General features: G+C 54.9%; 20 protein-coding genes and 3 pseudogenes. 2 read left to right on the forward strand and 21 right to left on the reverse strand.

What is annotated here, in order from left to right:
* Positions 1 to 307: 307 nt before the first annotated feature.
* Positions 308 to 475, reverse strand: a complete 168-nt coding sequence (locus tag ACWKX3_RS20080; RefSeq protein WP_454542356.1) for an IS3 family transposase — start codon at positions 473 to 475, stop codon at positions 308 to 310.
* Positions 476 to 742: 267 nt separating this feature from the next.
* On the opposite strand from ACWKX3_RS20080, the pseudogene ACWKX3_RS20085 reads away from it, so the two are divergent.
* Positions 743 to 1039 (forward strand): annotated as a pseudogene (locus ACWKX3_RS20085) (ISNCY family transposase); the annotation flags it as partial.
* Between the two features lie 284 nt (positions 1040 to 1323).
* On the opposite strand, the gene ACWKX3_RS20090 reads toward ACWKX3_RS20085, so the two are convergent.
* From ACWKX3_RS20090 to ACWKX3_RS20185, 20 genes and pseudogenes are all read right to left on the reverse strand, one after another.
* Positions 1324 to 4065, reverse strand: a complete 2742-nt coding sequence (locus ACWKX3_RS20090; RefSeq protein WP_454542295.1) for an ADP-ribosyltransferase — start codon at positions 4063 to 4065, stop codon at positions 1324 to 1326.
* A 343-nt stretch (positions 4066 to 4408) separates the two neighbouring features.
* Positions 4409 to 5184, reverse strand: a pseudogene (locus ACWKX3_RS20095) (IS3 family transposase); the annotation flags it as partial.
* A 70-nt stretch (positions 5185 to 5254) separates the two neighbouring features.
* Entirely contained in the window at positions 5255 to 6136 is an 882-nt protein-coding gene (locus tag ACWKX3_RS20100) for a DUF4255 domain-containing protein (RefSeq protein WP_454542296.1), read from the reverse strand.
* 65 nt (positions 6137 to 6201) lie between these two features.
* Positions 6202 to 8292 carry an ATP-binding protein gene (locus ACWKX3_RS20105; RefSeq protein WP_454542297.1) on the reverse strand — a complete coding sequence of 697 codons (2091 nt, stop codon included), beginning with the start codon at positions 8290 to 8292 and terminating at the stop codon, positions 6202 to 6204.
* A gap of 35 nt (positions 8293 to 8327) precedes the next feature.
* Positions 8328 to 9941 carry a contractile injection system tape measure protein gene (locus ACWKX3_RS20110; RefSeq protein WP_454542298.1) on the reverse strand — a complete coding sequence of 538 codons (1614 nt, stop codon included), beginning with the start codon at positions 9939 to 9941 and terminating at the stop codon, positions 8328 to 8330.
* 44 nt (positions 9942 to 9985) lie between these two features.
* Complete coding sequence (locus ACWKX3_RS20115) at positions 9986 to 11521, reverse strand: hypothetical protein (RefSeq protein WP_454542299.1); 1536 nt, start codon at positions 11519 to 11521, stop codon at positions 9986 to 9988.
* A gap of 25 nt (positions 11522 to 11546) precedes the next feature.
* Positions 11547 to 14435 carry a hypothetical protein gene (locus ACWKX3_RS20120; protein WP_454542300.1) on the reverse strand — a complete coding sequence of 963 codons (2889 nt, stop codon included), beginning with the start codon at positions 14433 to 14435 and terminating at the stop codon, positions 11547 to 11549.
* Positions 14428 to 16251 carry a hypothetical protein gene (locus ACWKX3_RS20125; protein WP_454542301.1) on the reverse strand — a complete coding sequence of 608 codons (1824 nt, stop codon included), beginning with the start codon at positions 16249 to 16251 and terminating at the stop codon, positions 14428 to 14430. The genes ACWKX3_RS20120 and ACWKX3_RS20125 overlap by 8 nt, the downstream gene beginning before the upstream one ends.
* Before the next feature lie 75 nt (positions 16252 to 16326).
* Complete coding sequence (locus ACWKX3_RS20130; RefSeq protein ID WP_454542302.1) at positions 16327 to 16746, reverse strand: hypothetical protein; 420 nt, start codon at positions 16744 to 16746, stop codon at positions 16327 to 16329.
* Positions 16743 to 17162: a GPW/gp25 family protein gene (locus ACWKX3_RS20135; protein WP_047359725.1), complete on the reverse strand. Its 420-nt coding sequence runs from the start codon at positions 17160 to 17162 to the stop codon at positions 16743 to 16745. Before ACWKX3_RS20135 ends, ACWKX3_RS20130 begins: the two co-directional genes overlap by 4 nt.
* A gap of 20 nt (positions 17163 to 17182) precedes the next feature.
* Positions 17183 to 18754 carry a phage baseplate assembly protein V gene (locus tag ACWKX3_RS20140; RefSeq protein ID WP_454542303.1) on the reverse strand — a complete coding sequence of 524 codons (1572 nt, stop codon included), beginning with the start codon at positions 18752 to 18754 and terminating at the stop codon, positions 17183 to 17185.
* Positions 18751 to 19440: a CIS tube protein gene (locus ACWKX3_RS20145; protein WP_454542304.1), complete on the reverse strand. Its 690-nt coding sequence runs from the start codon at positions 19438 to 19440 to the stop codon at positions 18751 to 18753. Before ACWKX3_RS20145 ends, ACWKX3_RS20140 begins: the two co-directional genes overlap by 4 nt.
* Positions 19437 to 19604: a DUF5908 family protein gene (locus ACWKX3_RS20150; protein WP_165586835.1), complete on the reverse strand. Its 168-nt coding sequence runs from the start codon at positions 19602 to 19604 to the stop codon at positions 19437 to 19439. The genes ACWKX3_RS20145 and ACWKX3_RS20150 overlap by 4 nt, the downstream gene beginning before the upstream one ends.
* On the reverse strand, positions 19601 to 20053 hold the full coding sequence (locus ACWKX3_RS20155) for a phage tail protein (RefSeq protein WP_454542305.1): 453 nt from the start codon (positions 20051 to 20053) through the stop codon (positions 19601 to 19603). Before ACWKX3_RS20155 ends, ACWKX3_RS20150 begins: the two co-directional genes overlap by 4 nt.
* Positions 20050 to 21288: a phage tail sheath family protein gene (locus tag ACWKX3_RS20160; protein ID WP_454542306.1), complete on the reverse strand. Its 1239-nt coding sequence runs from the start codon at positions 21286 to 21288 to the stop codon at positions 20050 to 20052. The genes ACWKX3_RS20155 and ACWKX3_RS20160 overlap by 4 nt, the downstream gene beginning before the upstream one ends.
* 41 nt (positions 21289 to 21329) lie before the next feature.
* Positions 21330 to 22706, reverse strand: coding sequence for a phage tail sheath family protein (locus tag ACWKX3_RS20165; protein WP_454542307.1), 1377 nt, complete (start codon positions 22704 to 22706; stop codon positions 21330 to 21332).
* Positions 22707 to 22725: 19 nt separating this feature from the next.
* Complete coding sequence (locus ACWKX3_RS20170) at positions 22726 to 23802, reverse strand: phage tail sheath family protein (protein ID WP_454542308.1); 1077 nt, start codon at positions 23800 to 23802, stop codon at positions 22726 to 22728.
* Between the two features lie 18 nt (positions 23803 to 23820).
* The gene (locus ACWKX3_RS20175; protein ID WP_141113651.1) at positions 23821 to 24270 is read right to left on the reverse strand and encodes a phage tail protein; all 450 of its coding nucleotides are present in this window, start codon (positions 24268 to 24270) and stop codon (positions 23821 to 23823) included.
* Positions 24271 to 24449: 179 nt separating this feature from the next.
* Entirely contained in the window at positions 24450 to 24989 is a 540-nt protein-coding gene (locus ACWKX3_RS20180) for a lysozyme (protein ID WP_454542309.1), read from the reverse strand.
* Between the two features lie 564 nt (positions 24990 to 25553).
* Positions 25554 to 26015 (reverse strand): lysis system i-spanin subunit Rz, encoded by a 462-nt coding sequence (locus ACWKX3_RS20185; RefSeq protein ID WP_454542310.1) that lies wholly within the window; start codon positions 26013 to 26015, stop codon positions 25554 to 25556.
* Between the two features lie 416 nt (positions 26016 to 26431).
* On the opposite strand from ACWKX3_RS20185, the pseudogene ACWKX3_RS20190 reads away from it, so the two are divergent.
* Positions 26432 to 26545 (forward strand): annotated as a pseudogene (locus ACWKX3_RS20190) (IS110 family transposase); the annotation flags it as partial.
* Positions 26546 to 26634: the final 89 nt, after the last annotated feature.

The following is a 26634-nucleotide window of genomic DNA, read 5'->3' on the forward strand; positions in this document are numbered from 1 at the left end:
TCATGTGTCTTACTCTTTTCTACAGTTATCATTCATTATCTGGCCTGGACGGGCTTCAGGAATGCCCTGCGCAGTCGCCTGGCGTACTCCTGAGGAAATGCCCAGTTGTTGTCTTCTGCTCCAGTCGTTCCGGTAATCGCGACAGGATGGCGGAGTTGTAATAAACGGTCGCGTACCCTGTCACGGTTCAGAAGTAGCCAAAGAAGGGCCAGCTACGTCGTCCCGGCAGCTTCACACAAGTCGGTTATATCAACGCCAGGATGCATAACTGCTTTGGGAGGCGGATGTTTCCTTGGCCTATTTTTGATTATGTGATCCCGAGTTGTTGCCGGTACATTTCCGGACTGACTGCACCCGGTGACATTTTTATACGGTGCTCGTTATACCATCTGATGTAATCATCGACATCTGACGAGAAGATTGCCTGAAGCCGGGCCGATCCCCCCGCAGTACATGCTGTAGCGACGCCGACGATTACGACTAACTATTTCTTTTAGAGGGGTAGCCCAGCTCACGAAACACGGGAGCAAATTTTCTGACGTATTTAAAGTAAAGCTCAATTGCGCGGATCCATTCAGCTTCGGTAAACATAAGTTTTCTCATGAGAGTCCAGGAAATCGTCCGCCCCCTCTGACCAAATAGACATGTCCGCACTACAGTCTCATCTCAGCGATCACAGCTTTCGAAAAGCGAGACTCATGACGGTATTCGGAACGAAGTTTTTCTCAATTAAAGATGTAAACTGACTCAGGATGTTATCGACCAGCGTCTCACTACACGTCTCTCGGCCTGCCAGGAAACTAGCCACCGATGCCGAGCCTCGCTGAACGAGCACTGCGTATTATCCGCGAACGTTATGCTGATTTTGGTCCGACTTTAGCCTGTGAGAAACTCGCCGAGATCCATGGATCTGTATCTGGCCAAAGAGAGGGTACGCAAGCTGATGATACAGGCTGGTTTATGGATCCCCCGCAAGTTACGGCCACCGCGTGTAGATCAACCACGTCCGCGGCGTGCCTGCTCCGGGGGGACAGTGGAAGAACCCTCGAAAAATAACGAGTTTCCCTAATTTTTTGATTTAATGAAGTGCCTGATTACTTGTTTGTTCCAGTATGGCTTCCAGTGCCTCAAGGGTCAGTGGCCAATACAAGGTTGTCGTAACCGTAACGCACCAGGCCGCTTTTGAAATTGACCTTTCAGCCTCAAGCAGCCAGCTGAAAGGTGTATTACTGTGAAGTGGCCTGCGATCCCTGTCCCGTGTTAGGAGCTACTCCATCTCCCCTCCTGGCTTTTGCCGTTGGGGAGTATGTATCGTTGCGGTCATCACCGCGCGATCATTTGCGCCTGCGGTTTTATTGCTTCAGGGAACGGCAAGACAGCATCCGCCTCCTCTGCTGTCATCTCCGCCTCTTTTGGCGCCCACGGCCTGAGTACCACCACTTTCGTCTCCGACTCCAGCCCTTCAACGCTGCCGATTTTGAGCTGTTCAATCAGCGATGCCAGCTCACGTTCCCCCTCGGGATCGCTCCCGTCGGTCTGTCCGGGCCGGGTCACCCGGATCTTCACGTAAGGCTGTTTCGATCCATTCGCCACTTCAAAATCGAATCTCTTTTTCTTGATCATTGAATTGGCTTCAGGCGGATAGCCTTTTTCAAGATGCAGCACATAGCTTTGTTCAACGCTAAACGGCGTTCCTTCAGGAAACAGCACTTCTTTCTCACCGGGAGCATTACTGATCCCTTCAACCAGCGATCCGCTGACCTCCCCCGGTTTCACCACAATCAGCGCTCCTTTCGCCATATAACTCTTGGCGACCGCCGGATCATAAGTGGTACTCATAAACCCCGGGAACCGGGCATTGTCTCCCTGCTCAAGCAACGCCTCGGCCACGGCAGCATGACTGCCGTGCCAGAGCGTACCGGAATACCGCTCAAACATCGGCGATTCAAGCGCCCCATGGAGCAGTTCAACCGTCTGGCGGTACTCACTTTTCGCCTGCGAGCGCTGGCCGGAAGTGAGGTATTGATTTCTCTTCAGCAGAGCCAGCAGGCGACTCTCCATTTCCGCCGCATTTTTTGGAGGCGCGAAACCACCGTAACCCGGGTTGATCACATTGGCCCCGTTGGCGGTGTAGAAGCGGGTGACGGCCAGCAGCATCCCTTTAAGTAAAATATCCTGATTTTGTTTACTGTCGCCAATGGCATCAAGCAGGCAACGGGCGCGCGCCTGTGGCGTCTTTTCTATTGCCACGCGATCCAGCAAATTCACAAACGGATCCTCTCCGTGATAAAACGGATCCAGCTTAAGTTGGCCAGCCAGCATATTCGTCCCCGGCAGCGTCAGAAACACCTCCCAGATATCGTTACGGTTGCCGTAATTGAACACATGACCCAGGGAGTCTTTTTGCGTGGACTCAGCCAGGAGCGAGGCCGCAGCATTGAGCATATGCGCGCGTTTAGCCTCAGGCAGAGCGTCAATCCAGGCCGTAACCGCCGCGTCTTTTTCCTCATCCAGAAAAGGCGTGCCGGAGGCGGTACGGGCAGGACGCGGCGGTAGCTCTCGCTCCTGCATATTATAGAGCTTGAGATCTTCCCTATTTTGCGGTGCATACAGGATCCGTTCTGACGCCAGCCCGGAGATATCTTCTGCTTCCCCACCCGCGGCAACTGCCTCACCTATTTTCAGCAAGTAGTCATCTGAAGCATATTGCGCCGGATATCCCCTGCCTGCGGTAATGAACTGGTCAAACTCATCCCGGCTGATGCGAACGGCACTCTGCGCCGGCAAATGGATCGCTTGCCCCTCGAGAATAAGGGTTTTGGCTTCCAGCGCAGGCAGGTCAATATCCTCGGTCACCAAATCTTCATAGGCGCGCAGCCAGTCACTGTTCTGCCGGGCTCTCCAGACCATTTTTGCATCACTGGGTACGGCCGTAGGCCCCTGCTCATCAAATTCCATGGCATAGGCATCCAGCGCCCCCATAATTTCGGTAAAACTGTGATCACGTGCCTGGATCATCCAGCCCAACAGCAGCAGCCTGAATGCCTGGGCTTCAGCAGCAGGCAGATTAAGCAAGCGGGCAATTTCATACATATAGGACGTGGTGCTGGACGGACCGGAAAACATCGGCAGTTTTTTATTCATGTTCTGCTGGCGCCAGTTCACCACCAACGGTTTTTCTGCCCCTATTGAGGTCATCGATTTATCGTTGATAACGAAACCGCCGTAGCCCGATTCATGTTCGTCGCGTTCCCTGAGGGAGAATGAATGACGTCGATACGGCGGCGGCTTTATCGCCTGCAACATGCCCTTAAACTTGAAGCCCGTCCCCTTATGCGGATCGCTGCTTGGCCTGCTGCCAATTAAATCCGGTGACGCTTTGTTGCCCAATGCTTCCGCGGCGTTCCAGTCAACATATTTTAGCCACGGCCAGCCATGAGGCTGAGTGGTGATCGGCTTAGACATGGCCGGCGGCACCCCAGCCGTTGAGCTGGCGAAAATATCCAGACGCGGGTTGGCTTCTTTGCTGTCCAGCAATGACAGATTCACTTCTCCCCCCAGCTTGCGTAGTGTCTGCGGGTTGCGAAAAGGGCGGATATAGCTGTATGCCAGACTGGTTAACACGCGGGCATTAACCTTGCTTTCATTCAGCAACGCGTTCATTTGCTTTGCCCATTCCGCATTATCGTTGCTCCACCCATCCAGGAAGCCGATCCCGGCATCCGGATTGTTTTTTACTACGGAAAAAGCAGGATCGCGAGCCTGAACAATCGCCGTCTTTTCCAGCGTACGGCGCAAAAAAGATCGAGCGATATACTCCACCGCAGGGAATTCAAGCAGATCGTTACCCAGATGATTAAACTCAAATGCCTGGTTTGCCTCAGCTATTTTTTCTACCGCCTGCGCAACCACGCTCTCTTTTAGCGATTTCTCAGCCGTAGGGAAAAGTCGCTCAACCTTATCTCGAATGATATTCTCAATATTTCCTTCATACTCTGCCGCGCGGATAATGGCTTTATTAAACTCTTCTATCGCCTGCTGTAATTGTGGGTTTTCTGTTGGCATCAATATATCTCCTTTAAGTTAAAAACGTGTATGGGAAGGGGCGTCACTGATTGATATGAAAAGATGAGCTGCATGCTCTTGAGAAACAAATAGATTTAGCAGCCAACACCTTTCTATTAAAGTAAAAATAGATTCATTATCAGGCCTTACAGAACTTGATAACACTAGGGTTTATCCATCTGATGCCGTTAACGCCAGCAATTACACTGTCGTTAAGTCAAAAATTAAATCCATGCGTCATTCTTAACGCAGCACACATCTCCCTACGTCACATTCCATAATGCATGTCGATGTCTTAATGGGAAAATCTATTCAAGATGCTCCATGAATCGCCACGGATAATCTAGACACTTCTGAGTCGTTGATAATATACGTTTTCATATTCAGCCGGTGGCATCTTCTCGCTCGAATCATGCCGACTCTTACTGTTATAAAACATTTTGATATAATCACAAATATCACTTCTGGCTTCGTCTCTCGTTCCGTAGACCCTCTTCTTAATCCGTTCGCGTTTCAGTAGCTGGAAAAAGCTTTCCGCAACCGCGTTGTCGTGGCAGTTACCGCTACGACTCATGCTGCCTTCCAGACCGTGTGATTTCAGGAAAGACTGCCCCTCATGGCTCGTGTACTGACTGTCCTGATCCGAGTGAACAAGTACCTGCTTTTGAGGATTACGCCTCCACACCGCCATAAGTAATGCGTTCAGGACAATCTCTTTTTTCATGCGGGGTTGCATTGACCAGCCGATAACTTTTCGGGAGAACAGGTCAACCACTACGGCCAGCCTTCGTGGGTTCGGATGTAGGTTATGTCCCTCACCCAACGCTTATGGAGCCTGTTGGGTGTCACGATGCTGGCTTCGCCTTTACGTGCCCGTGGGCTACGGTACCCAATCTGAGCTTTTATTCCAACACGCTTCATCAGCCGTCATACCCGGTTCGCTCCGCACTGCTGTCCGGTATCACACAGATCGAGATGGATCTTGCGATAACTATAGATACAGCCAGACTCAAGCCAGAACTGTTTGATCTGCCCGGTCAGCATCTGGTCTGTCTGGTGACGCTGTATATGTAGCTGCTGAAGCCAGAAATAAAATCCACTCGGATGGACTTCCAGAATTGGCTTGCGCATAAAATCACCTCCTGATTTTCAGGATTTTTCAGCATGGTAATCCCAGAAAGTCAGGTATTTAAATCCCCGTCAGGCCCGTATCATCAACTTCGGTAATATAAATGCGACAGCCATCGGACGTGACCGCCGCCACCTCATCCTTTTTCCACTTTTCAAAAACCGTATTCATCGGGGCGAGATATTCTGTTCGCGTCATACCGGACACCCGCAGAGACACACTGATGTCAGCCGCACTCTCGTTTGACGCGGCAACCGGTGAAGCCTCCAGATTAACGTGCGTCATCGCAAGACGGACATCATAATCACCGCCCAGCGCCACCATTAACTGCTCCCGCAGTACACCGGAAATGGCCTGTGGAGAAACGGGCGCTTTTGGCTCAACGGTAGTAGACACGGATTTCACCGGGGTCATTTCCTCGCCCTTATCACTCAGGCTAATTGGTACGGTGACACAGTAGTTGAGTGACAGGCGCGGACGATTGCCCAGCGCCTGCCAGAAATTACCGAGGCTGTTCAGATTTTCTGTGGGCGGTATCACCTGCGTATAGGCCCCGGGAATATCAGCCAGCTGACGGTTGTTAATCAACGCTGACAGAACCTGAGACATGACCTTTATGGCCTGGTTGTCGGGCTGGCTGTCCGGGTTACCGGCATCCGTGGCGGGCCCGGTTGATTCCCAGTAAGTAATGAGGTAACTGCACTTCACGTTGGCCCGGCCGGGTGAAAGCCGCCCCGTGCCGGCATTAAATCCGCGGGATCCTGCAGTACGCAGCTGCAGGTCTTCGTGGATATCATAAAGAAAAACACTTATCGCGGCATCAGACTGCGTGGCATTCACATCCGGTAAATCAAAGCGGATTGCCACGTCCTCATTCACATAGGCACGCAGCATCTTATTCATCGCGTTATTCACGTCGGGCAGGGTTTGATAATCAGACATACATGTTCCTCTGCATTAATGGTACGCCATCACTGTCCGTGATGACGGGATATTGAGCTGGCGGGTCAAATAGCCAGCCGTCCTGTTTTGGCCAGCTCACGGGTTAGCGCCGCGTCGATATGGCGGTGGCTGACTTCCTGACTGTCACTTTCTTCGGCAAAGAAGGCCGCCAGAAGGGCAATATTCCTGATACTGGCGCCAGTAATATTTGCCCGCTGCGCTAATCTCTCAAAATCCACGTCCGGTGCGATTTTGATATTATCCGGCCATATCTTTTGCCACATTTCATGCCGCAGCGTTTCATCCGGGTAAGAAAAGCGGGTTATAAAGGTAAAACGCCGGTTAAATGCACTGTCGAGATGGCTGCGGTTATTGGTGGATAAAATAACCAGCCCGGGAAATCTTTCCAGCCGTTGTAGCAGGTAAGACACTTCAATATTGGCATGCCGGTCATGCGCATCCTTGGTTTCACTGCGCTTGCCAAATAAGGCATCGGCCTCATCAAAGAACAGGATACCGGCATCCTGCTCTGCCAGATCAAAGATACGGGAGAGGTTTTTCTCGGTTTCACCAATGTATTTATTGATCACCGTGGCGAGGTCCACCTTGATTAAATCCACCCCCAGGGTATGGGCGAGCACTTCCGCCGCCATGGTTTTCCCGGTTCCCGAATCGCCGTAGAACAGCGCGCTTATCCCGACGCCATAGCCCACCTTATCTTTGAAACCCCCTGCCAGCACTTTTTCCCGATAGCGGATAGCCGTCAACATCTCCCGGAGTTGCTGCCGGAGACTCTCTGACACCAGGAGGTCGTTTAATGTCCGCTTCGGCGTAATTCTTTGCGCTAATACGCCAAAATTCTGTTGGGTGCGTAAATTAAGCGCCTGGCGAATGTCACACTGTTGTAACACATCTCCCGGGTCACGTTGCTGCCGGTACAGTTCAGCCTCCTGCATAATCAGCGGCAGGCTTTCCGGGGTAAAGGTGTAGCGCTGGCTCAGACCGTCAAGGTCCATATCCGTCGCATGTCGTTCGGGCAGGCAACCCCTGAGCAGGTGTATTTTGTCCTCCTGCGTCAGCACCGGCATCTCTGTCTGCAATACGGGCGTTTTTTTCAGCCATAACGGCGGGGCACTGGGTTCCACCAGGCATACCACCCTTAATCCCGGCTGGTTCAGTTGCTCAGACAACCTCTCCGGCAGCGACGTGCTCTTTTCCATCCGTGCCTGCAGGTTACGTATAACCATGCCCGCACCGCGCATACGGGCTTCGCGCATCAGACAGGTTAAATGTCGTAACAGCGCATCGTCGTCGCTCCCGCTGCACTTACCGATATCGACCTGCAGCGTCTGCCGGTTTACAGAGGCAAAAATGCCCGACACCGCATGGGCTCTGCCGCTGCCCGTCATGCCGCACAGTATCACCACGGGACGCGGCTCAATATCGTCAGTCAGTAACACGTCCGCCAGCGCGTGTTTCAGGCTGGCAGGATAAAAGGGTAATGCCGGAGGGGAGGCCCATTCAGCCCACGGTGCTAACGCCGGTGCCAGATAATGATGCCCGAGTAAAAAATGGTACACGCTGCTGTCGGTCATAAAGCGGGTCTGGCTCCATGCCGGATTTTTTTTATTCTCCTCAGTCGTCAACAGCTGGCAGCTCATTAACGGTGCCTGAGGCAGAAAACTGACCTGCTGTGCCCGCTTTTCCCTGTCTGAAGAGCAGAACAGCGTGAGGGCCAGTGAAAAACCGGGCAGCTGACTTTGCCTTTCCTGCTGGATCCAGGAAAACAGCTCATAATAACGGCTGTCAAAATGGGGCAGCAGTCCCAGGAGCAATGTGTCCCGTTCAAAATCGGTGAGTTCGAAACGGTGAATCAGGTCCGTCAAGCCTTCTGCCAGCAATGGCTGCCCGCTGTCCACCGGGTATACCGGCTGTGTGACAGCGGCCCAGTCAGGCCTGCCGGCAGGGTGTTGCATCCTCGCCTCCACCTCCTCTTCGCTGAGCAGAAACCCATTAAGGCCCTCGTGACGCGCTGAATGGCGGTGATAATATTGCTGTAAAAGCAGATCGATACGTTCCAGCTCGCTGAACAACAGCGACAGCTGGCAGTCACCCCGCGGAATAAACGCGGGCTGTAGTGCTGAAGAAAGCGTCATATTGATATCCGGTAAGAAGAGAAAATAGCGTATGTCTATCCTGTGAAGCCATTTAGCGGCCAGACAATGGTCAGTGGCTGTTCAGTCCACGGGAAAGACGCCAGTGTCATTGGCCACGGCCAGTCCCTGAGTAAGAAATCCCAGGGTTGCGGCCACACACTGATTTGGGGGACTGCACCTTCCGTGCTGATTTCACCTTCCCGCTGCAGGAACAGCTGCCGGATGTCTGCCGGGCTCAGTTTCTCCCAGCCAGGCAGTTGCTGGCCGATAGCGGTCAGCCAGTCATCGGTCTGTTGCAGTTGCAACAGACTCAGCGGCGTGGTCGGCGGTGCGGAGGCTGAGCACGACACCCCACATAACATCTGATTCAGCGTCAACCGCTCCTCCGCCGGGTTACCCTCTCCCCGGACCAGCCGGTCGAGAGCGTACACGGCCTGCCACCGCGCCGCATCGCTGACAAACTCCGCCTCCGCCCACAGACCCAGCTGAGAAAACAGCTGAGGCAAAAGTGGCCACAGCAGAAGCAAACCGGCGTTGCTGATCCCCTGCCCCGACGGGCGCGGTGTATCCGGCGAACGGAGGCCGTCTTTCCCGGGCCGCATTGTGCGTCGGGATGCTGCCGGTATCCCTTTACACTCCGGTAACATGGTGTTATCCCGCGATAGCGCAATCTGCCGGGCGTCGGGTTCCATTTCCCGGTCCGGAGATAACACCATATCATCTTGCGGTAGCGCGAACTGTTCGGGAACTGATTGCACCCCTTTTTCTGCCTGCATGACATCATCCTGGCGTTGTAAACAGCGACTCAGATAAGCATCCAGGCGCTGCACGCCCTGCCTGCCTTTCAGCCGGTGGATCACCTTACGCACGGCAGGTTGTCGCCATAACGGTAACAGCCAGCGCATCACGACCAGGGAGGGACAGGCCGGTTGTCCGGGCGATATGCTGTCGAAAGGCCGGTTGCCGGTCAGTAGCTGCACGACCTGTTCAGGAGGAATTTCACTCCGGGCAATGGCCTTTGCCCAGCCAGCCACCTGGCTGGCTGTGGGAGCATGCTGATACATCAGCCAGTCATGCTCCTGTTGGCCTTTGAGCAAGTACAATATGGCAGCGACCGACAACCGGTCGGCGGTCACCCGGCCATACCAGGATGCCGGCAGCATTTTCGGAGAATGCCATGCCTCCTCAAGTAACCGCTTCAGCAAATGCTGAAGCTGGTATACCGGGCTGTCCTGTAATAATGTCTTGAATGTCTGAGGGGTCAGACAACCCCGGGCAAGCCGGATGAGCTCCTCGCCATCAGGATGATATCCGCCAGGTAACATACCTGATGCAGTCGCACCGGATGTCGCCTTCCTCATCGCCTGCTGACCAGCGGCTGATGCCTGCTCACAGGCAAGGCGTTCAGCAAACGCCTGTGCCAGTCGAGGGATAAATAGCGTCTCAAACTGGGCCGCGGGAATAACGCCCAGATTAATCACCCATTTATCCACGGTTATTTCGCCAGAAATAACGATATTTTGCGCCGAAATCCTAAGAGCATTCTTAATATGACCAGCACTAAGTAAAGATGACGATGCTATTCTCTCACCTGTCTTTTGGCCTGTTGAAATAACATTACAGAACGCCTTGCAGATATTCACACTCATCATAAAAACCACACTTTTGATATGCAATCTGTGATTAAATAAAATTACATTTTCATGATAAAATAAATAATATCTTCTTTATCCACAACATCACTTGCATTTCCAATAATGGAACGGTCAAGCAAGTTCGGCGTGCCTTTATTGCCATCACATAATGCCCACCCCTCTGGCACCTCAGCAACATCCCCGGAAAACATCATCATCATCCCAGGGCTAAAAAGAGTACAACGTAAACCGTTCTCCTGATCCACTGCCAAATTACTATTGGCGGCAAGCTTGATACTCACACCGTCTGGATCAATCTGAATACCTTTACCTGCGTCTACCGACAATCCATACGAATTTAACGATAGTCCACCGGCATTACCGCTAGTGGTCCCATCACTTCCTTGCCCCCCCCCACCGTTATCAAAACTCCCTTTCGCCAGTTTTACGTGCACACCACTGCTAACCACCGCAATGCCATTCCCGGAGATAATGTGCGCGCCGCCAGGCCCTCTACTAATGCCACCATCAAAACTAACATCTAAGCTCAGTTGCCCACTAGGATCAAACTGAATACCAACCCCATCATTTATTTCGACCCCTTCAGACGTAACGATGAGGCCTTTAGCTGTATTTACCTTAACAGCCACGCCATTTGAATCGACATTAAGGCCACCATCTTCTTTACATAAGACATCCAAACCCTCTCCACCATGTTTTACCCCCAACCCCAACGGCAGATAGACGCCACTTTGATCAACACTGATACCTTTCCCGGCATTAACAGCTACACCACTGTCATTAACTATAATGCCATTCCCGGCTTTAACCCCTACACCACGGCTATCCACCGTAATGCCATTCCCGGAGATAATGTGCGCGCCGCCAGGCCCTCTATTAATGCCACCATCATCCTTAACATATAAGCTCAGTTGCCCACTAGGATCAAACTGAATACCAACCCCATCATTTATTTCTATTCCTCCAGACTTCACTTCGAGGCCTTTAGCTGTATTTACCTTAACAGCCACGCCACTATCATTAACTGTAATGCCTTCCCCGGCTTTAACACCTATACCACTGCTATCCACCGTAATGCCATTCCCGGGAATAACCGATGTGCCATCAAATCCTGTCTGTAGTCCACCATTTACTGTACAGGTAACATCCAGTCCAGCGTCGCCATACCTCAGCCCATATCCCAGCGGCAGATAGACACCGTCGTTATCAACATTCAGGCCTTTTTTCGTATTTACCTTGACAGCCACGCCGTCTTTATTAACGTTTATACCTTTGTGAGTGTTGGGTTTTAATTCCAGACGCCCCATGGAAGAGAGGGTAAACCCGTCTGCCGGGCCGGTCTGGCCTTCAGCTCCCCCCACCGCCTGGCGCCCCATATTGGCAAGATCAATCAGGTCCGCAAAATCCGTCTGCAGCGGAATACTGCCCGCCTTAAAGCGATCCTTCAGCGCACCGGCCTCGGGCAGGGCTCTGCTCTCCGGACCGCTGTTGCGCGTCGCGTCCGTTGTGCCGGCAGGGGCTGTCGGGGTATTCATCGGAATGTCTGCCTTGTTCTGTGGGGTTTTATCAGTCATCTTGCTCTCCAGATTCGTTATGATGTTAAAGGATTGTCGGTACGTCTTTCGGCACGTAGAACAGCTCTTCCTGCAGGATAACGCCTTCGTTCCACTGGCTGCCGTCTCCGACAACCTCAGTGCGTTGATCTTCGGTGGCGACGCGCATCAGGCCAATGTCCAGCCGGGTCACAGGGAGATGCCCCAGGGTCAGCATCTGCATCAGCGCAAAGGCATCATCGCCCAGCGGCATGCCGCTGTTTTGCCAGCGCGCGTAGGTCGCGCCAAAGTTGTTAAAAGTGGCGTCATCAAGCCAGTGATTAATCAGGGACACGTGGGCCGGGAACTCCGCCATAATGGTTCCCTTTACCCAGGCAACCAGCTGGTCAGGTACAATCCCGGGATTGTCAATCAGACGGCGGTTGAGGACCGCGCTGACCACAAAGGAGAACCGGTCTGTCGTCGCATAGTTCGCCTCGCTGAACGCCCACTGATAATGATAACTGGTCTCCGGTGAAGGAAACGCCTCTGTGCTCCCGGCCGCCTTTTCAATAAGTAACGTGCCCGCAATCGGATCGACCTCGATCACGGTCGCCTCAAGCTGCCAGTCCGCATCCACAAGGGAAGCGCGAAAGGCTTTCATCCCTGGCTGAGAAAACTGCAGGCCGGCCGGGCGGATGACAATGCCATCCCCGACGCTGACCATGGCGGGATACGGGGTTTGTGCGCTGCTCGCCAGTAAGCGCTGGTTATCCGGCAGTGGCTTCTCCGGCTGGCCGTAGTTCAGCCGGTAATCCATATCCTGCAGCCAGACGTTGCTGTTCTGCCAGCGCAGGTTGTGACCCGCCCAGGCCGCCTCAAGTCGCGGCAGGGTATTGTGCAGTTGCTGACTGTTTTTTGTGCTGACGGTAAAGCTGTCCCCGTCGGTCGCGGTGACCAGCAGGCGGCTGACATGCAGCCGGCTCTCCCCTTCAACCGCAATCAGGTCGATAAGCTGCCCCTGGGCCACCCTGCCGGCACTGTCCGCCTGCGTCAGGGTAACGAGAGTTTCGTCGACGCTAAACCCTGTCGGGGTCTGTTCGCTGTCAAAGGTACTGTCCGGGGTGCGGGGCAGCAGCTGACGATGCTCAATCAGGTAAAACGGCAGCTGACTCAGGTCCGGTTTATCCGCAAAGCAGCTGCTGTCCAGGCCGATGCGTGCCGCAATGCGCTTCTGCAGGGCGGAAACCTGGTCAATACGGATATTGATGCGGTCATAACCCAGGGCGGGTTGCTGCGCCAGATACGCCCGCTGCGTCGCCAGAAAATCCGGCAAATCCAGCGTCAGTGGCAGGGCAGCCCGACTGGTGCCAAAATACCCCAGCAGATACTGAAGAAATTCCAGTTCGCGGTTAAAATTGGCCCCGGGAGGCTTACCCTGCGTGAAGATAGCAGCATCCTGCTGCGCAATCGCTTTCAGCGCGTCCATGTAGGGCTGATGGACAGCCTGCTGCACCATCGCATCCGTATAGGGCCAGCGGGTCCCCCGGATGACGTCGCCCCGCTCTTTAAATGCCAGTAAGGCCGGCAGCTGCGCCAGCTCTGCCGTACCGTCGGCCAGCAGCTGGTCGACAGGCAGCAGAAACTGATGCACCGCGCGCGTCTGGTCGTCAATCACGGCGTCGGGTTGCTGCAGCTCATAGCATTCAGGCAGGCGCTGACCGACGGGTATATAGCCCGTCTGATCACGAAAGTGGCCGGCAGGTAACACCGTAGGCGACATTTCAATCAGGTCTGCCTGTGTCAGGTAGCCCGCCATCGACTTACTGTTCAGCGTGCTGCGAATACCGCCTTTCGACACCAGGGTTAACGGGCCGTTGGTCGTGGCCAGCAGCTCCAGCGGCGCCTCCCCCCACAGCAGGGGGTAATAACCGTCAGCCACCTGCCAGCGCCAGCTGTCACCCTTAACAGCCGTAATGTGGCCATCACCGGTATCGACCGACAGGGTGCTCAGGCTGGCCACCCCGGGGATCGCCAGCAACAGGTTCACCAGCGGACCGAGGTTGAGGACGTAACCTCCGGAGGTGATCTGCGAGGGTGCCGTTTTCTGCCAGCCGTGTTTCAGCATCGGCCCCTCAAAGATGACGTCACCGGTGTCACCGAGCGCGCGTCGTTGTTCCGTGGTATACCGGGCGACCACCGGGCGCAGAAACGCCTCGGTAACCTGATAAATCTGTGCCGCTACCTGGTTGATATCGCTGATGTTATCGGCCAGTTCAATCGTCATCCGCGGGCTGAAGGTCGCCGGCTGCAGCCAGGTAATGCGCGACACCGCTTCGCCGAGATTACGGTGATCGGCGAGAAAGGACGCCAGATGTTGCTCCACGACAGTCCTGTTACCGGACAACAGGGACTGGGTATAGCGGGTCGGGACCAGCGACAGCCACAGATTCCCCCTCAGGGACAGCGTCTTCTTGTCATCATCGTTGGTGACCGCCGGCTCCGTGAAGCTGTATTCACGTTTTTCCGCGTTATACCACCAGTGAAAACGATGGTCTTCAGGCTCCTGAATCAGGCTGACATCGCTGAATAAAAAATCCCCGGGGGTATTCAGCGTGTCAATATCACTGCTGTGCAGATCCAGTAAGGCCCGGCGGTAGTCCTCTGCCGTCACCGTATTGCAGGTGAGCACCTGCTCAGGACCAAACTCTTCCGGGAATAACGGGCGCTGGTCCTGACAGGTCAACAGGTCATTCAGGGGCAGCGACGCGCGATAGCTGAGGTCGGAACAGTTCCAGGTCGCGGACTGCAGCAGGGTGATGCCCGGATCGTGATCGCCGGTATCTGTCCAGACGTCACCACTGAGCGCGGTGACTACCTCGTGAGCCTGCTGCCACAGCGCATCAAACGCAATCGCGTCTTTCACCGCCGGGTACAGGGCGTTTTCTTTAGACATCAGTCTCTCCTTCCGGACATAAAATCAGGACCTCGTCATCCCTGGCGATGACGGTGCTTTGTGTTTCCACCGGGGTGGTTTTTCCCGTGTTATCGGTACTGTCGTGAATAAGGACCAGCGAGTTCACGGACTGCACCAGCGGTGACTGTTGCAGCGTGGCCAGCAGCCGGTAGTAGTCCACCTGATTGCCTGGCGTGACCGCCTGACGTCGATCGGTCGCCCAGGGCATATAGTCGTGCTGCAGCTGCGCCGCGAGCTCGCGATGACCATAATCAGGACGAATACCCGCCACGAACGTCACCCGGTAGCGGGCCGTCACATCGATATATTTCGGGTTCCTGAGCGCCGGTGCCGCCCACAGCGAGGTGTACTGCACAAGCCATTGCGCCATACGGTTCAGCCGGCCGTCACTGAGCGCCGGGCGCAGCGGGTCATCGTTGTCACCATAACGGCTGTCAGGAATAACCATCAGCGACTGCTCCACAGGTGCGGGCAGCCGGCTCAGTTTGTCCACATCGGGAAAACGAACATCAAAAATTTCCGGGTAGTGCGCCATCAGCAGGCTGCGCATATTGTTCCAGGTGATCGCCCGCTGCCGGTGAGCTATCCGGGTCGCGGCACGCTGTAACATCGCCGCCTCCGTTTCCCGTGGCTGCCCGCCGACTGAAGGCAGGGGCTGACGAACGTCGCTGATGGCGGCAACCGGCGTCACCAGCTGGTTGATGGTACCGGCCGGCAGTGGCCGGTCAAAGTGGCTGTCATCAATTGCCTGCGCCATATTCAGGGTCGCAGTCATCGCACTGGCCAGCACGGCCTGCAGTTTTGGCATCGCCCCGGAGGCCGCGTTCCCGTTCTTTGCCTCCTGCTTTTCTTTCAGCGTGCCTTTGATCCAGTAATACCCGGCCTCCTGCAGCCCGTCATTCTCTGGCGAACCCGGCTGACTGTCCGCCGGCAGACGCGCCCGCCACAGGTTGCTGACGGACAGGCCCGCCGTACCGTCCTGCAGGCCGGCATCCAGCGAGGCCCAGTCTGTACCATTGTAATAACACCATGCCAGATCCAGCACCGAGGAGGCGCGCACAGACCAGTAAACCGACAGGGTGTCCTGCGCCGACGTCCCGCTGAACCCCAGATAAAGCACGGAAGCCGGCTCCTGAGTGTTTGTCCCTTTCCCGGTTGCGGTAAAAAGACGCAGACCCTCAGCCGGTAGCGCAACGCCCGTCGCGCTGTCGATGGCGGTATACCGTTGCCATGTGTTGGTATTCTTGTCCAGGGCCGTCCAGCACAGCTTTTCCAGTTGCTGGCCGGTGATCAGCAGACTGTCATCAGTCTGATAGGTGATGTTGTTTCCGGCGCTGTCCTGACCGCCATCCAGCAGGCTGCCGGCAGGTAACGCAGTCGGGGACGCGTTTTTTTGCAGCGTAAAGCTCACCGCCACCCTGTCCGGCTGTGGGGCGTGGGGGGCAAATCCCAGTAAATCCCGGTAGTAAAGTGAACGGTGCCGTGCCGGCACCGTGTTCAGCAGGGTTCCGGGCGTTTCCAGCAAATGCAGCAGCGCCAGCAGGAATGCCTGCTGCACCGGCAGCGTTTTCTCTGCCTGTTCGGGGTGCTGACAGATGTCACTCAGCGCCTGCGGCGAGCGGCCGGCCAGCCAGAAGCGGTTCCAGTCAGCTCCGGCATGGCCGGCAAACGGCACCGTTCCGGTATATTTTGCTACCAGACTGAGCAGGTCCTTTCCTGTCCGTGGCTCCAGCAGGAAAGACTGGTCGGTTAATCCGCTGCCCAGTTTCTGTTTCAGTTGCTCCAGGTCAGACATGATGTTGTCCATTGGTTATGTGTTGATAAAGAAGACACGCAGGGTTCGTTTTCGTCCTGTCGGCAGCGCAATGGCTCACCCGGCGGTGACAAACGTCTGGCTGTTAATAAATGTGCCGGTTCCCTGCGCAGGCCCCATTTCCGGGTCCGGTTTTCCTTGCGGATCCATCGCTGGAGAACCGGGTGTAAAGCGCGCGGTAAACTGGCTGCCGACCACAATGACGGCCGTTCCTGCCGTGACGAACAGAGCCTGTTGGTCGGCGGCCAACGCAGCAATGGTTATGGTTCCCGTCCCCGGTGTGGGATGTGTGGACTTGGTATACGTAGCGGCAATAGATACCTTGCTCTCATCGCCGAGCACACAGATTTTTTTATTCGTAATATCGGCCTCCCCAGAGCCCTGAATCACGCAGGGCGCGGTTGGCGTAACCATATTGGCGCCAAAATTGGTTTCAAATTTCAGCGCATCACCGTCAATGACCACCAGGCTGCTCACAGTAACCTCAGCGTCTGCGCTTCATTGATGTTCAGCGTGCCGTCCACCGTCTCGACCAGATCCGTGCCCGAAAGAGACACGGTGATCTGCACCCGCAGACGGCTCGCGTCCTGTGTGTCCGGCTGGATAATGACGTCCCTGAGCAGCGCCCGGGGTTCATGCCGTAGAATGCTCTCTTCGATGCGGTTGTGGATACCGGCCAGCAGTTCATCGGTGATATTCTCAAAGATGAAGTCATGCATGCCCCCGCCATAGCTCTCACGCATAATGCGTTCTCCCGGCTCAGTGATAAACAGCACACGCAGACTCTGCATCACCGCCTCAACACCCGCCGTCAGGGACACGCCGTCGGGTGCAAACTGCGGCGGGAATGCCCAGCACTGCCCCAGTGTCTCTGTTAATACGTCGTTACTCATTTCAGCCTCGCCGTAATGGGTTATTGTTTCATGTTAATTTTCGCGCTGGTGATCTCCACCTGCTCTTTACTGTTGACAGACAGGTTACCGTCGGCCTGCAGTTGCAGGGCGTTCGGCGTATGCAGGGCAATGTCCCCCTCGCCGGTCAGGGTGAGAGTATTGTCACCGGCCATCAGCTTCAGCGTTTTTTCTTCGGTGTCGATCATCAGGGCCTGTGTCTGGTCGGCCTGACTCACAATCAGTCCCTTACGGTTGTTCTTTTCATCCGGTGGGAACGGCGCGATATTTTTCGGGTTGTGCATCGCACCCAGGATGATCGGGTAACGCGGATCGCTGTCGATAAACCCCACCACCACTTCATCACCGGGTTCCGGATAAAAACAGAATCCACTCGCGTGACTGGCCCAGGGTTTACTCAGACGGGCAAAAATCAGCGAGTCGGGCAGATTCAGGGCTGGCAGATGCAGGGCGATCCGATCCAGATGCAGGGGATCGGCGGTAAACTCCGCTACCGTGCCGGTATGCAGCGAACGCACCGGTGGCGCAGGCTCCAGTATGGACGTCGGCAGCCCCATCACCAGCTCGCTGCGCCAGCCATTCTCAGTGTCAAACAGCTGACTGACCCCGCTCAGTATCGCCGTACCGTCCAGCCCCGCCCCAAAGCCGCTCAGGGTGATGCTTTCACCCGCCGCGAAGTCCCGGGTTCCTGCCAGCACAATGTGCCCCTGTACGCCGGTCATTTGTTGATAGTTTAGCCAGGAGTCCGACAGTGACTGCAGCGGCGCTTCAGGCAGCATGCTGAACGCCAGGGCGTAGTCCTGCCGCCCGGCGGAAGCCCGGAAGTCCTGCCCCTCAGCAGGCTTCCAGGGACGAAATGCCCCGGCCGCGCTTTTTTGCGCCGGCGTGAGCTTTTGTGCGGCAATATCCCATCCCTGCAGCGACAGGCTGTCCGGCGTAAAGCGGTTATCAAAATTCAGATTGATTTCATACAGCGTGTAATCGTTACTGTCGCGAGCCAGCCGCCGCGAGGCCGTTGCTGCGTCGGTCAGCGGGCTGATCACCACCGCGTCGCTGGCGGCATCGGGCAGCAGCCAGCAGTTGGTGGACAGCAGCCTGCTGCGAATAAACTGCCAGTCACTGAGACGAAACTGGATCAGTTGATCGTGTCTGCTGCTCAGCTGCGCCGTCGCTTTTTGCGTCAGTTTCACCCCCGCAGACTGCAGCAGTCCCTTCAGGACGGTACTGTCATCCTGCTGACGGAATACCCGGCTGTGGGGCAAAAACGTCAGTTTCTGCAACGCGTGGCGCGCTTCCAGCCGTACGGACCACTCTTTTCCCTTCAGATGCATCTTCTTTTGCACCAGATAACCGTCGAAAAGCGGACTGTTATCCAGGGCAATCACCACACGGGCGCCAGGGCTAAAACGGCTGACTTCGCGTTGTACCGTGTTTTCCGCTGCGCCATGGTTATCCGTGGGAATACGCAGCTCCAGCTGCGCCAGCGGGATCTCATTGATCAACTGCTGTACCCGTAAGTGACGGATCCCCAGTGTGCTCGGCTCGCCCGCAATGTGCAGGGTGATGTGGCTCATGCCTCCCCCCCTTTCGTCGCCCGCAGCATGTCTCCGGACTGAAAATCATCAAGGTTATCCAGGTCGTTATCCCAGGCCAGTGATAACGGATCGACGTTGCCGGCCAGCGCCCCACTGGCGCTGAGTGCCAGCAGCGGCAGCGAGGCCAGATCCGGTACGCTGACCAGTGCCCGGTCGGGGGCGCTTTGCGCCTTAAGGGATTGCTGAATAACAAAACTCTCATCCGCCACCAGGCCTAACCGTACGGTAGCCCGCAGCGGCGTGGCGTCACGGTCAAACAGCGTGTAGGTCACCGATAAATCACGGGCGCGCCCGGCAAACCACCCTTTATTCTCCCAGCGCATCTTTCCCCAGGTGATGCGCAAAAAGTGAGGTGACCCGGTGGCCGCATCCACGGCGCAAAGGGATTTCAGCATGGCCAGCTGCGTCTCTATCGGGGTGGTATTCCCGGGCATCTGGCTGTCGAACAACAGGGTCAGGTTGAGGCCGACCGGCTCGGAAATCACATAGCGGTTGCTTTGCGACGCCGTGTTAATGGTATCTTCGGTGTCATACCGCGTCTGATAATCCAGCTGAATCGTCTCCGGGTTATACATCGCGCTCATGCTGCCCGCAGGGATTTTTCCTTCGCGATCTTTCCAGGCGTTGAGGGTCAGCTTTGACAGCCCCCGTTCAAGTAAGCTCACTGAGACCCCCTTTCAAGCAGCTGTTCCAGCACCTCCTGTTTAATTCTTTCCACCCACCGCTCGTCGTCCCACTCACGGTGCTGCGCAAACGGCAGGGACGGGGCAGAAGGGGCAGGTCCGGTAACCTCAACCTGAACGATCAACTCACGAATTTCGACGGTCATAGTTTTATCCCCAGCATGCGCATATCCTGATAGCGCAGCTCAAGTGTGTTGATGAGCACCTGATTACTGCCGGCATCCAGGTCGCCCATCTGCCAGCGCACCGGCAGGGCATGGCTCAGCGTCCAGGTGGTCACCGGTAATGACTGCTCGTTCAGCAACATGATCACCACGTTGGCCCACTGCGTACTTTCCCGGCGCAGGACACGATCAAACTGCAGCGTCAGGGGGGAGGCATTCATCACGCCCCGCTCCAGCACCAGGCTGCCGTGATCCACCTGTTCGGCCAGCCAGAGATTGCGGGCATTTTCACCCCCCTCCCGGTGCTGGCTCACGGCCAGTGTCCGCGACAACCCGGAGACACGCTGAAACGCGATGTCAAACGGACCGGGAATGTTGTTAAATAAAAAATTGACAAGAAAACGATGGGATACCGCGGGTGTATTCATCATGATAATCCTTCGGTTTTTGCGCTGGCCGTGCCGTCGCGCAGATCCAGCGTCAGGCTGACAGCAATGAATTCCGCGGGTGCCAGCAGCGCCAGACGTACCTGCAGGATCATCTTTCCCTGGCGAATATCGTCATCCGTCATGGAATCATCCAGTCCGATACTGAGCGAAAAGGCCTCATCCTCCACCGTGCCAAAAAAGGCACCGGCCAGCCATTGTTCACGCAGCCACGTCCAGACCTGACCCTTTAATTTCATCCAGGTCGGGGCCGTATTCGGCTCAAACAGGTAAGCACGCGCCAGTTTGCACAGGTAGTGCTCCACGCTGCTGACCAGCAAACGTGTCTGAATATAGCGCCAGGCCGTGTTCTCCTCATTGACCAGGGTCCGGCATCCCCACAGGCGCACACCTTTCCCGACAAAACTGCGGATCAGGTTGCAGGACACCCCGTCATGATTCAGCAATGCCTGAGATGTCAGGATACTCCGGGTCGGGCGACGGGTTCTGGCCAGCGGGATATTGGCCGGCGCCTTCCAGACGCCGTTATCGTGGGCACTGCGCTGAATGGCCGCCGCAACGGCCGGCAGGGGGGACAACACCACGGGTGCCGACATTTCATCTTCGTAACTGGTTTCCAGTCGTGGCCACCAGGCGGCCCCGCGCTGGCACAGGTCAGCGGAAAAGGACTGTCCGGTCAGCGTCACCGCCTGCGCCGGAGAGTCCGGTAACTCCAGCAGCGCAAAGCGCTGCGGGGCCTGACGACACAGCGTCAGTAACGCCTGCCAGCCCTGATACCACAGGGCATCGACGTCAGCCTCACCCATACCCGCCCCCCCGGACGTATTCACCTCATTGAGCTCACTCAGCTCCGGCACCAGGACCAGGCCGGTTTTGTCATCCGCTAACAGCGCCTCCAGCACCGGCGGTGCCTGTAATTCGGCAATCAGCGCCTGCAGACGCGCGGCCGGTTCTCCCTGCCCTGGCCCGAGGGACAGCACGTAGCACTGCCGGCCTCCGTTTTCAAAGAAGTGGCGCAGGGAGTACGCCAGCGTCCCGCGTTGTCCAAAGAGGCTGCCCGCCTGTGTCAGTGAGCCGACACTGACGGGCTGCATCGTTGTGTCCGCTTTCACTGCGCCAGAGGTATAACCAATAAACAGGGGCATCGTCACCGGATCGTCGCCTGACGCCTGCGTTAACAGTGTTTCATCGTACGAAACCCCGGGAAGAACCATTGCCATCACAGTATCCTTATAAAGAGTCGGAAAAGGGGTTTCCCCCTTTACTGAGACATGTCCTGAGTAAACTTAAGGATGATGAATTCGGCCGGGCGCACGGCGGCCATCCCTACCTGAATAATCATTTGTCCCTGGTTAATCTCGTCCTGTGTCATGGTGATACCTTTACCGACACGCACAAAATATGCCTCTTCCGCCTTATTGCCGGCCAGGGCCCCCTGTTGCCAGAGGCGGTGAAGGTAGTTATCAATCGCTGCCTGCACCCGTTTCCAGGTCGGCTGGCTGTTGGGTTCAAACACCATCGGCTGCAGCGCCTTTTTGATGTCGCGCTCTGCTGCATCGAACAGGCGGCGCACCGGGATATATCGCCAGTCATCATCATCTTTCTGCGTGCGGCTGCCCCATACGACCAGCCCGCGATCGCTGAAGTAACGAATGACGTTGATGCCTTTCGGGTTCAGATCCGCCTGTTGCTCACGGGTGACCCGGACGCTGACATCGCTGACGCCATTGAGCACCACGTTCGCCGGCGCTTTCCACACTCCGCGTTCACCGTCTGTCCTGTTGTACACCCCCGCCATCAAAGCGGAAGGCGGAAGCGACAGCGGGACATTTCGTTTTTCGGCGAGGGCTTTATCAACCGTAACGGCAAAGTCAGCGTTCACTTTACGAAGGTCGGCCAGCGTGGCAATCGTCGTGTTACTTCCGTCTTTATAACCGGTAACAGCAACCTGGCTGTCATCCAGCGTGCGGGTGTAAGGCATCACCAGGTTCGGGTAATACACCGCCACCCGGGCAGAATTACTGACCGCGCCAGGTGCCTCACCGTTGACGCTGTCGGCCAGCAGGAAGTACCCTTTGTTCTCACCCAGTGATGCAGCCAGCGCACCATACACCGCCGTGCGGTAAGCCTCATCGGGCTCCGGACAGGCCAGCAGCGTGATCGCCCCCACTTCATCGATAAGGCCCGGCAGCGCGGCCAGTGCGTCTTTATCGTCTGCCTTTTCCAGCGGACAGAGGTAGCAGGGGCCACCGCCGTTCTGGAAATAAAGCCGCAGGGCGACGGAGGCGCTGTGGTCCACGACTGCAGTATCGGTAATCTGCCAGGAATATGTCGTCGCCGCCCCACCGTCGCGTACTGCCGCTTCAGAAGGTGCCGTTTCCGGCGCGGCGCTTGCCGGAGGCGGAGTGACCTCCGTAGACTCTACGGTAACAGTGGCGGAAGAGGGCACGTTGCTGTCAAACAGGGTGGTATAGTCCAGCCAGCTGCCGATGCGGGTGATCACGCCCGCCAGTTTTTTATCGGACGGGGTAAAACGCGCGACAAATAACGGCACGGCGGTCGCTCCCGTGCTCACCGACATCGCCGGCGAGGCATCTTCTTCAATATAAACACCCGGTACAGTTGTATCTTCAGGCATGTTCTTTTCCTTCAGTGAATTATTGCGCGATATCCTGGCTGAACTGCAGGATGATGAATTCTGCCGGGCGAACCGCGGCCAGGCCGATTTTGATGATCATCTTCCCCTGATTGATATCTTCCTGAGTCATGGTGAGATCTTTACCGACCTGAACAAACCAGGCGTCGGCGGGGGTATTACCGGCCAGCGCGCCCTGCTGCCACAGACCGTTCAGATAACTGTCTACGGCGGCCTTGACGCGCTGCCAGGTCGGCTGGCTGTTGGGTTCAAACACCAGTTTATTCAGGGCTTTTTGAACATCCCGCTCAACCGCGTTGAACAGGCGACGAACCGGGATATAGCGCCAGTTATCGCTGTCCTCCAGTGTGCGGGCACCCCACACCACGGTGCCCTGGCCCGGGAACGTGCGGATCATGTTCAGCGCCTTGCCCTGGTTATACGTGCCCTGAAAATCATCGCTGACGGGGAACGCCGGGGTGACGCCATTCACGGCCTGGTTGGCCGGCGCTTTCCACACGCCACGCGTACTGTCGGTCCGGGCAATGGCAGCCGCAGCGACAGCGCTCGGCGGCACCGCCGTACCCGATGCCAGGGTGCACCACGGGTAAAACACCGCGCCATACGGGGAGGCAGGATAGGCTTTCATGACCTCATCGGGCTTAGCTGTGCCGGCAATTTTCTCTTTCGGGCCGTCAAACAGGCCAAAGATGCGGTAGCCCTGATTCACCACCGTGTTGAAGGCATCATAAACAGTGGTCGCTGTAGTGGTATCCGTCCCTGCGGCAACAATCAGCGTAATATCATCGTATTGTGCAACCGTGTCGGCGATACTGGTTTCGTTCACCAGATAACATTTACCGCCGCCGTGCATAAACCACAGGTTCAGACTGGTATAAAAAGCGTCTTCCAGCGGCGCAGGGTACTGGGTGGTAAATTCCGCCCAGTTGTGAAAAACCAGAACCGGTTTATTCGTGTTGACGGTACTATTACCGTTGTACGCAAACAGAGGCACCGCGGTGGCGACACTGTTGACCGAAAAGCCCGATACGGCATCTTCACTGAGATAAACGCCGGGGTAAGTGGTTGTCACTGTCATGGCAACATGTCCTCCTGGTTAGGCAGTCTGAATGGTCACGCGATCGGCCATGAGCGTGATTTGCTGTACCGCGATTTCGTTACTGGTTGCATCAAATGACGGGGAAGTCAGGGAGGTCGGGAAAGCGTTGCTCACATTCCAGCTGACCAGCACTTCCGTGCCGGCTTCATTGGTCAGGCTGATCATGATGTCTTTCTTTTCAACCTGATTAAGTTGAATGGAATTAATCCACTCATACATCGCGTTTTTGCCCGGGAATACCCCTTTACTCAGTGTGATATTAGGTACCTGCCGCTGTCCGGGCATTTTGTACCAGTTGCCGGTCCCGTCACGGTATTCAATAGTGTCAAAATTAATGTCCAGACCGGACGCGCTGGTAAACGGCACCTGTTCATCGCCCAGGGTCACAATAAAGCGATAGGTCGGAATGGGATACTGCACTGCAATGTCATCTGCGGTAATAGCCATGAATACAATCCTTCTTTCTACAATGGATAATGAGTGCAAATAATTCCGGTGAAATTATCTGCATGGTGTATGGATTAATTAACCCGGTATTCCCCTGAAAAAAAGCATGCTACCGCCCCTGATTTACACCAGTTGTTTTTTCATGCTTATAAATAAAGAAATATGTCTGACTGTGCTGCTTATTTCAGAAAGAGAGCGCGTTCGGCCTCTCTTCTGCGCACCAGGCCGGGCAGTGTTTTACCGCCGGCATGGATCCAGCGTCCAAATTCCCGGGCCGCGCCGTCATCATCCCCGGCATTGAGTTTTTTCAGGAGCGTTGAGGTCCGGAAATTCCCGACGCCCACGTTGAAAGTAAAGGAAACAAGCGCATCAAACTGATTTTGCGTAAGCGGAACATGCACATACTGATTAACCGCCTGCTCAGTCTCAGCCACATCCTGACGCAGAAAAAAAAGCGCGTCTTCTTCGGTGATAACATCATTCGCGCTGACACCGGTGGTATGCCCGTAACCAATGGTCCATATATCCGCCGGGCATTTATAGGCCTGAAGCCTCAGCCCTTCATACTCTGTGATGAGATTAATTCCATTAATGCCAGTTTTCATGGTAACCTCCAGGTTTGCAGGCTTATCTGACCGCTGACAGCCCGGGCAGAATGATTTTGCTGATATAGCACCACAGCCCCTCCCTGTATTTGCCAAAATAAGCAATACAAACATTACGATAATGCAAACCACTGCAACCTCTTACGTATTCCCCTTTAATGAAAGAAAAAACCTAGAAATTAAAATATAACAAATCCAGTTACGGCCACGCTTCAGTCCGCTTTTTGACAAAAGCAAATTAAGGAGAGTTATGCCAGTTCCTTACTTAGCAAAGCATATATGCGCAACCCGGGCCCGGTGAACAAAGAAAGGCTTCAGGCTCTTCAGATTATATCGCCCCCTGAACCACCGGCCTGCATTAATAAAGCAGTAAAATCTGTGCGTCTCTTTACAGCGCACCATACATAAACATTGAGACCTGAACATCAGTGACTCATGTTTTTAACTTTACCTGTTCTCACATCCTGAAATAAGTTCTGCCTTTGAGGCGGCCTGTTACTTTAGCTAGTGTTTAAAGCTATTTTCTTTTTCTAATGAACGGGCAAATCGCTTCCATAACAGGTCCAGTAAATGGCCACCCGGTGCTCCCCCTAATCCCATTTTTGTTAATATTGTAGACCTGCATAAATCGGTTCGTAACAATGGGCGCATACTGCATAATGAAACAGCTTTATATTCTTACTCCTGCAAACAAAACTGACGAATATAGCGCTGAAGATACATCACTTTTTGCTGGTCCCGGATAATGCCTTCCCGGACAGAAAGAATACGCTGTCCAGCATCTGCAGAGAGTTCGAGGGTGCCATCATGGCCCAGGCAGCAGGTTGAGGAAGAAGCCCGGTCTGAACAGGTATTTTTTCCGGAGATGAGCATCCTGCGATGGCCACGGGCAAGCTGAGTACGCAGAATCCTGTTTTCCTGAACAGCTTCATTGATTTTCTCCGTGTAGTGTTCATCTAATTCTGCAAGCCTGCGCTGCTGACGTTGCAGCACTTTTAACTGAACTTCATATCGTCTGAGTGCTGAACTGGCTTCGCCTGCTTTTTCCTGCCACCTGACAGACTGCTGAAAATAATATCGGGCTGACCAGGAAAAAGCGGCCATGACGAAGACAATTCCCCCAAAAAACACTACGCGCATTGACCTCATCTCCATCCTGATCCCGGCGTTAATCGCATGGCAGTAGTGAACAATCCCATAAAGTCATGACGCTTTAAGTGAGTTCCGGCTAAATGCCGGATGGCGATACTCACCTGGGGTCATTTCGTCTCTGAAAATGACAATACGCCTTAAACCCGCTCAGTAAAAATGGTTATTATCGATCATTCATAGTTATTTTGATAGCCTATAGCTATCAAGCCGTGAAAATTGATCGGCAAATACAATTACATCTTGTTACTTTATTATCTAAGTTATTGATTTGATTTTTTAATGGTCTGATACTAGGAGTAAGAAAATATGGCTTAACGGATGAAAGGGGCTTCCTCTCGATTTTGCTACTGTATCCATCTTCCATAACATCATGGGGGGAGCAAAAATATCACAGGGAAATAATCATGGCCGTTGTAACAGTTGGGATTGTCCTCGCCAAGAATATTTTTGGCGTTCATGGAGTTGATAAAAATGGCAATGCTGTGCTTGTTAAACCTAAAGTCTCCCGGGGCGCGTTGCCTGAACGGTAGCGCGCCTCCGGCGTGAGCGCGGCTGCCCTGCAGCCACAGCCTTTTATCCTTCCCCTTCCCCGTTTTGTACTCTGCAC

Source organism: Enterobacter sp. UPMP2052, assembly GCF_053709675.1.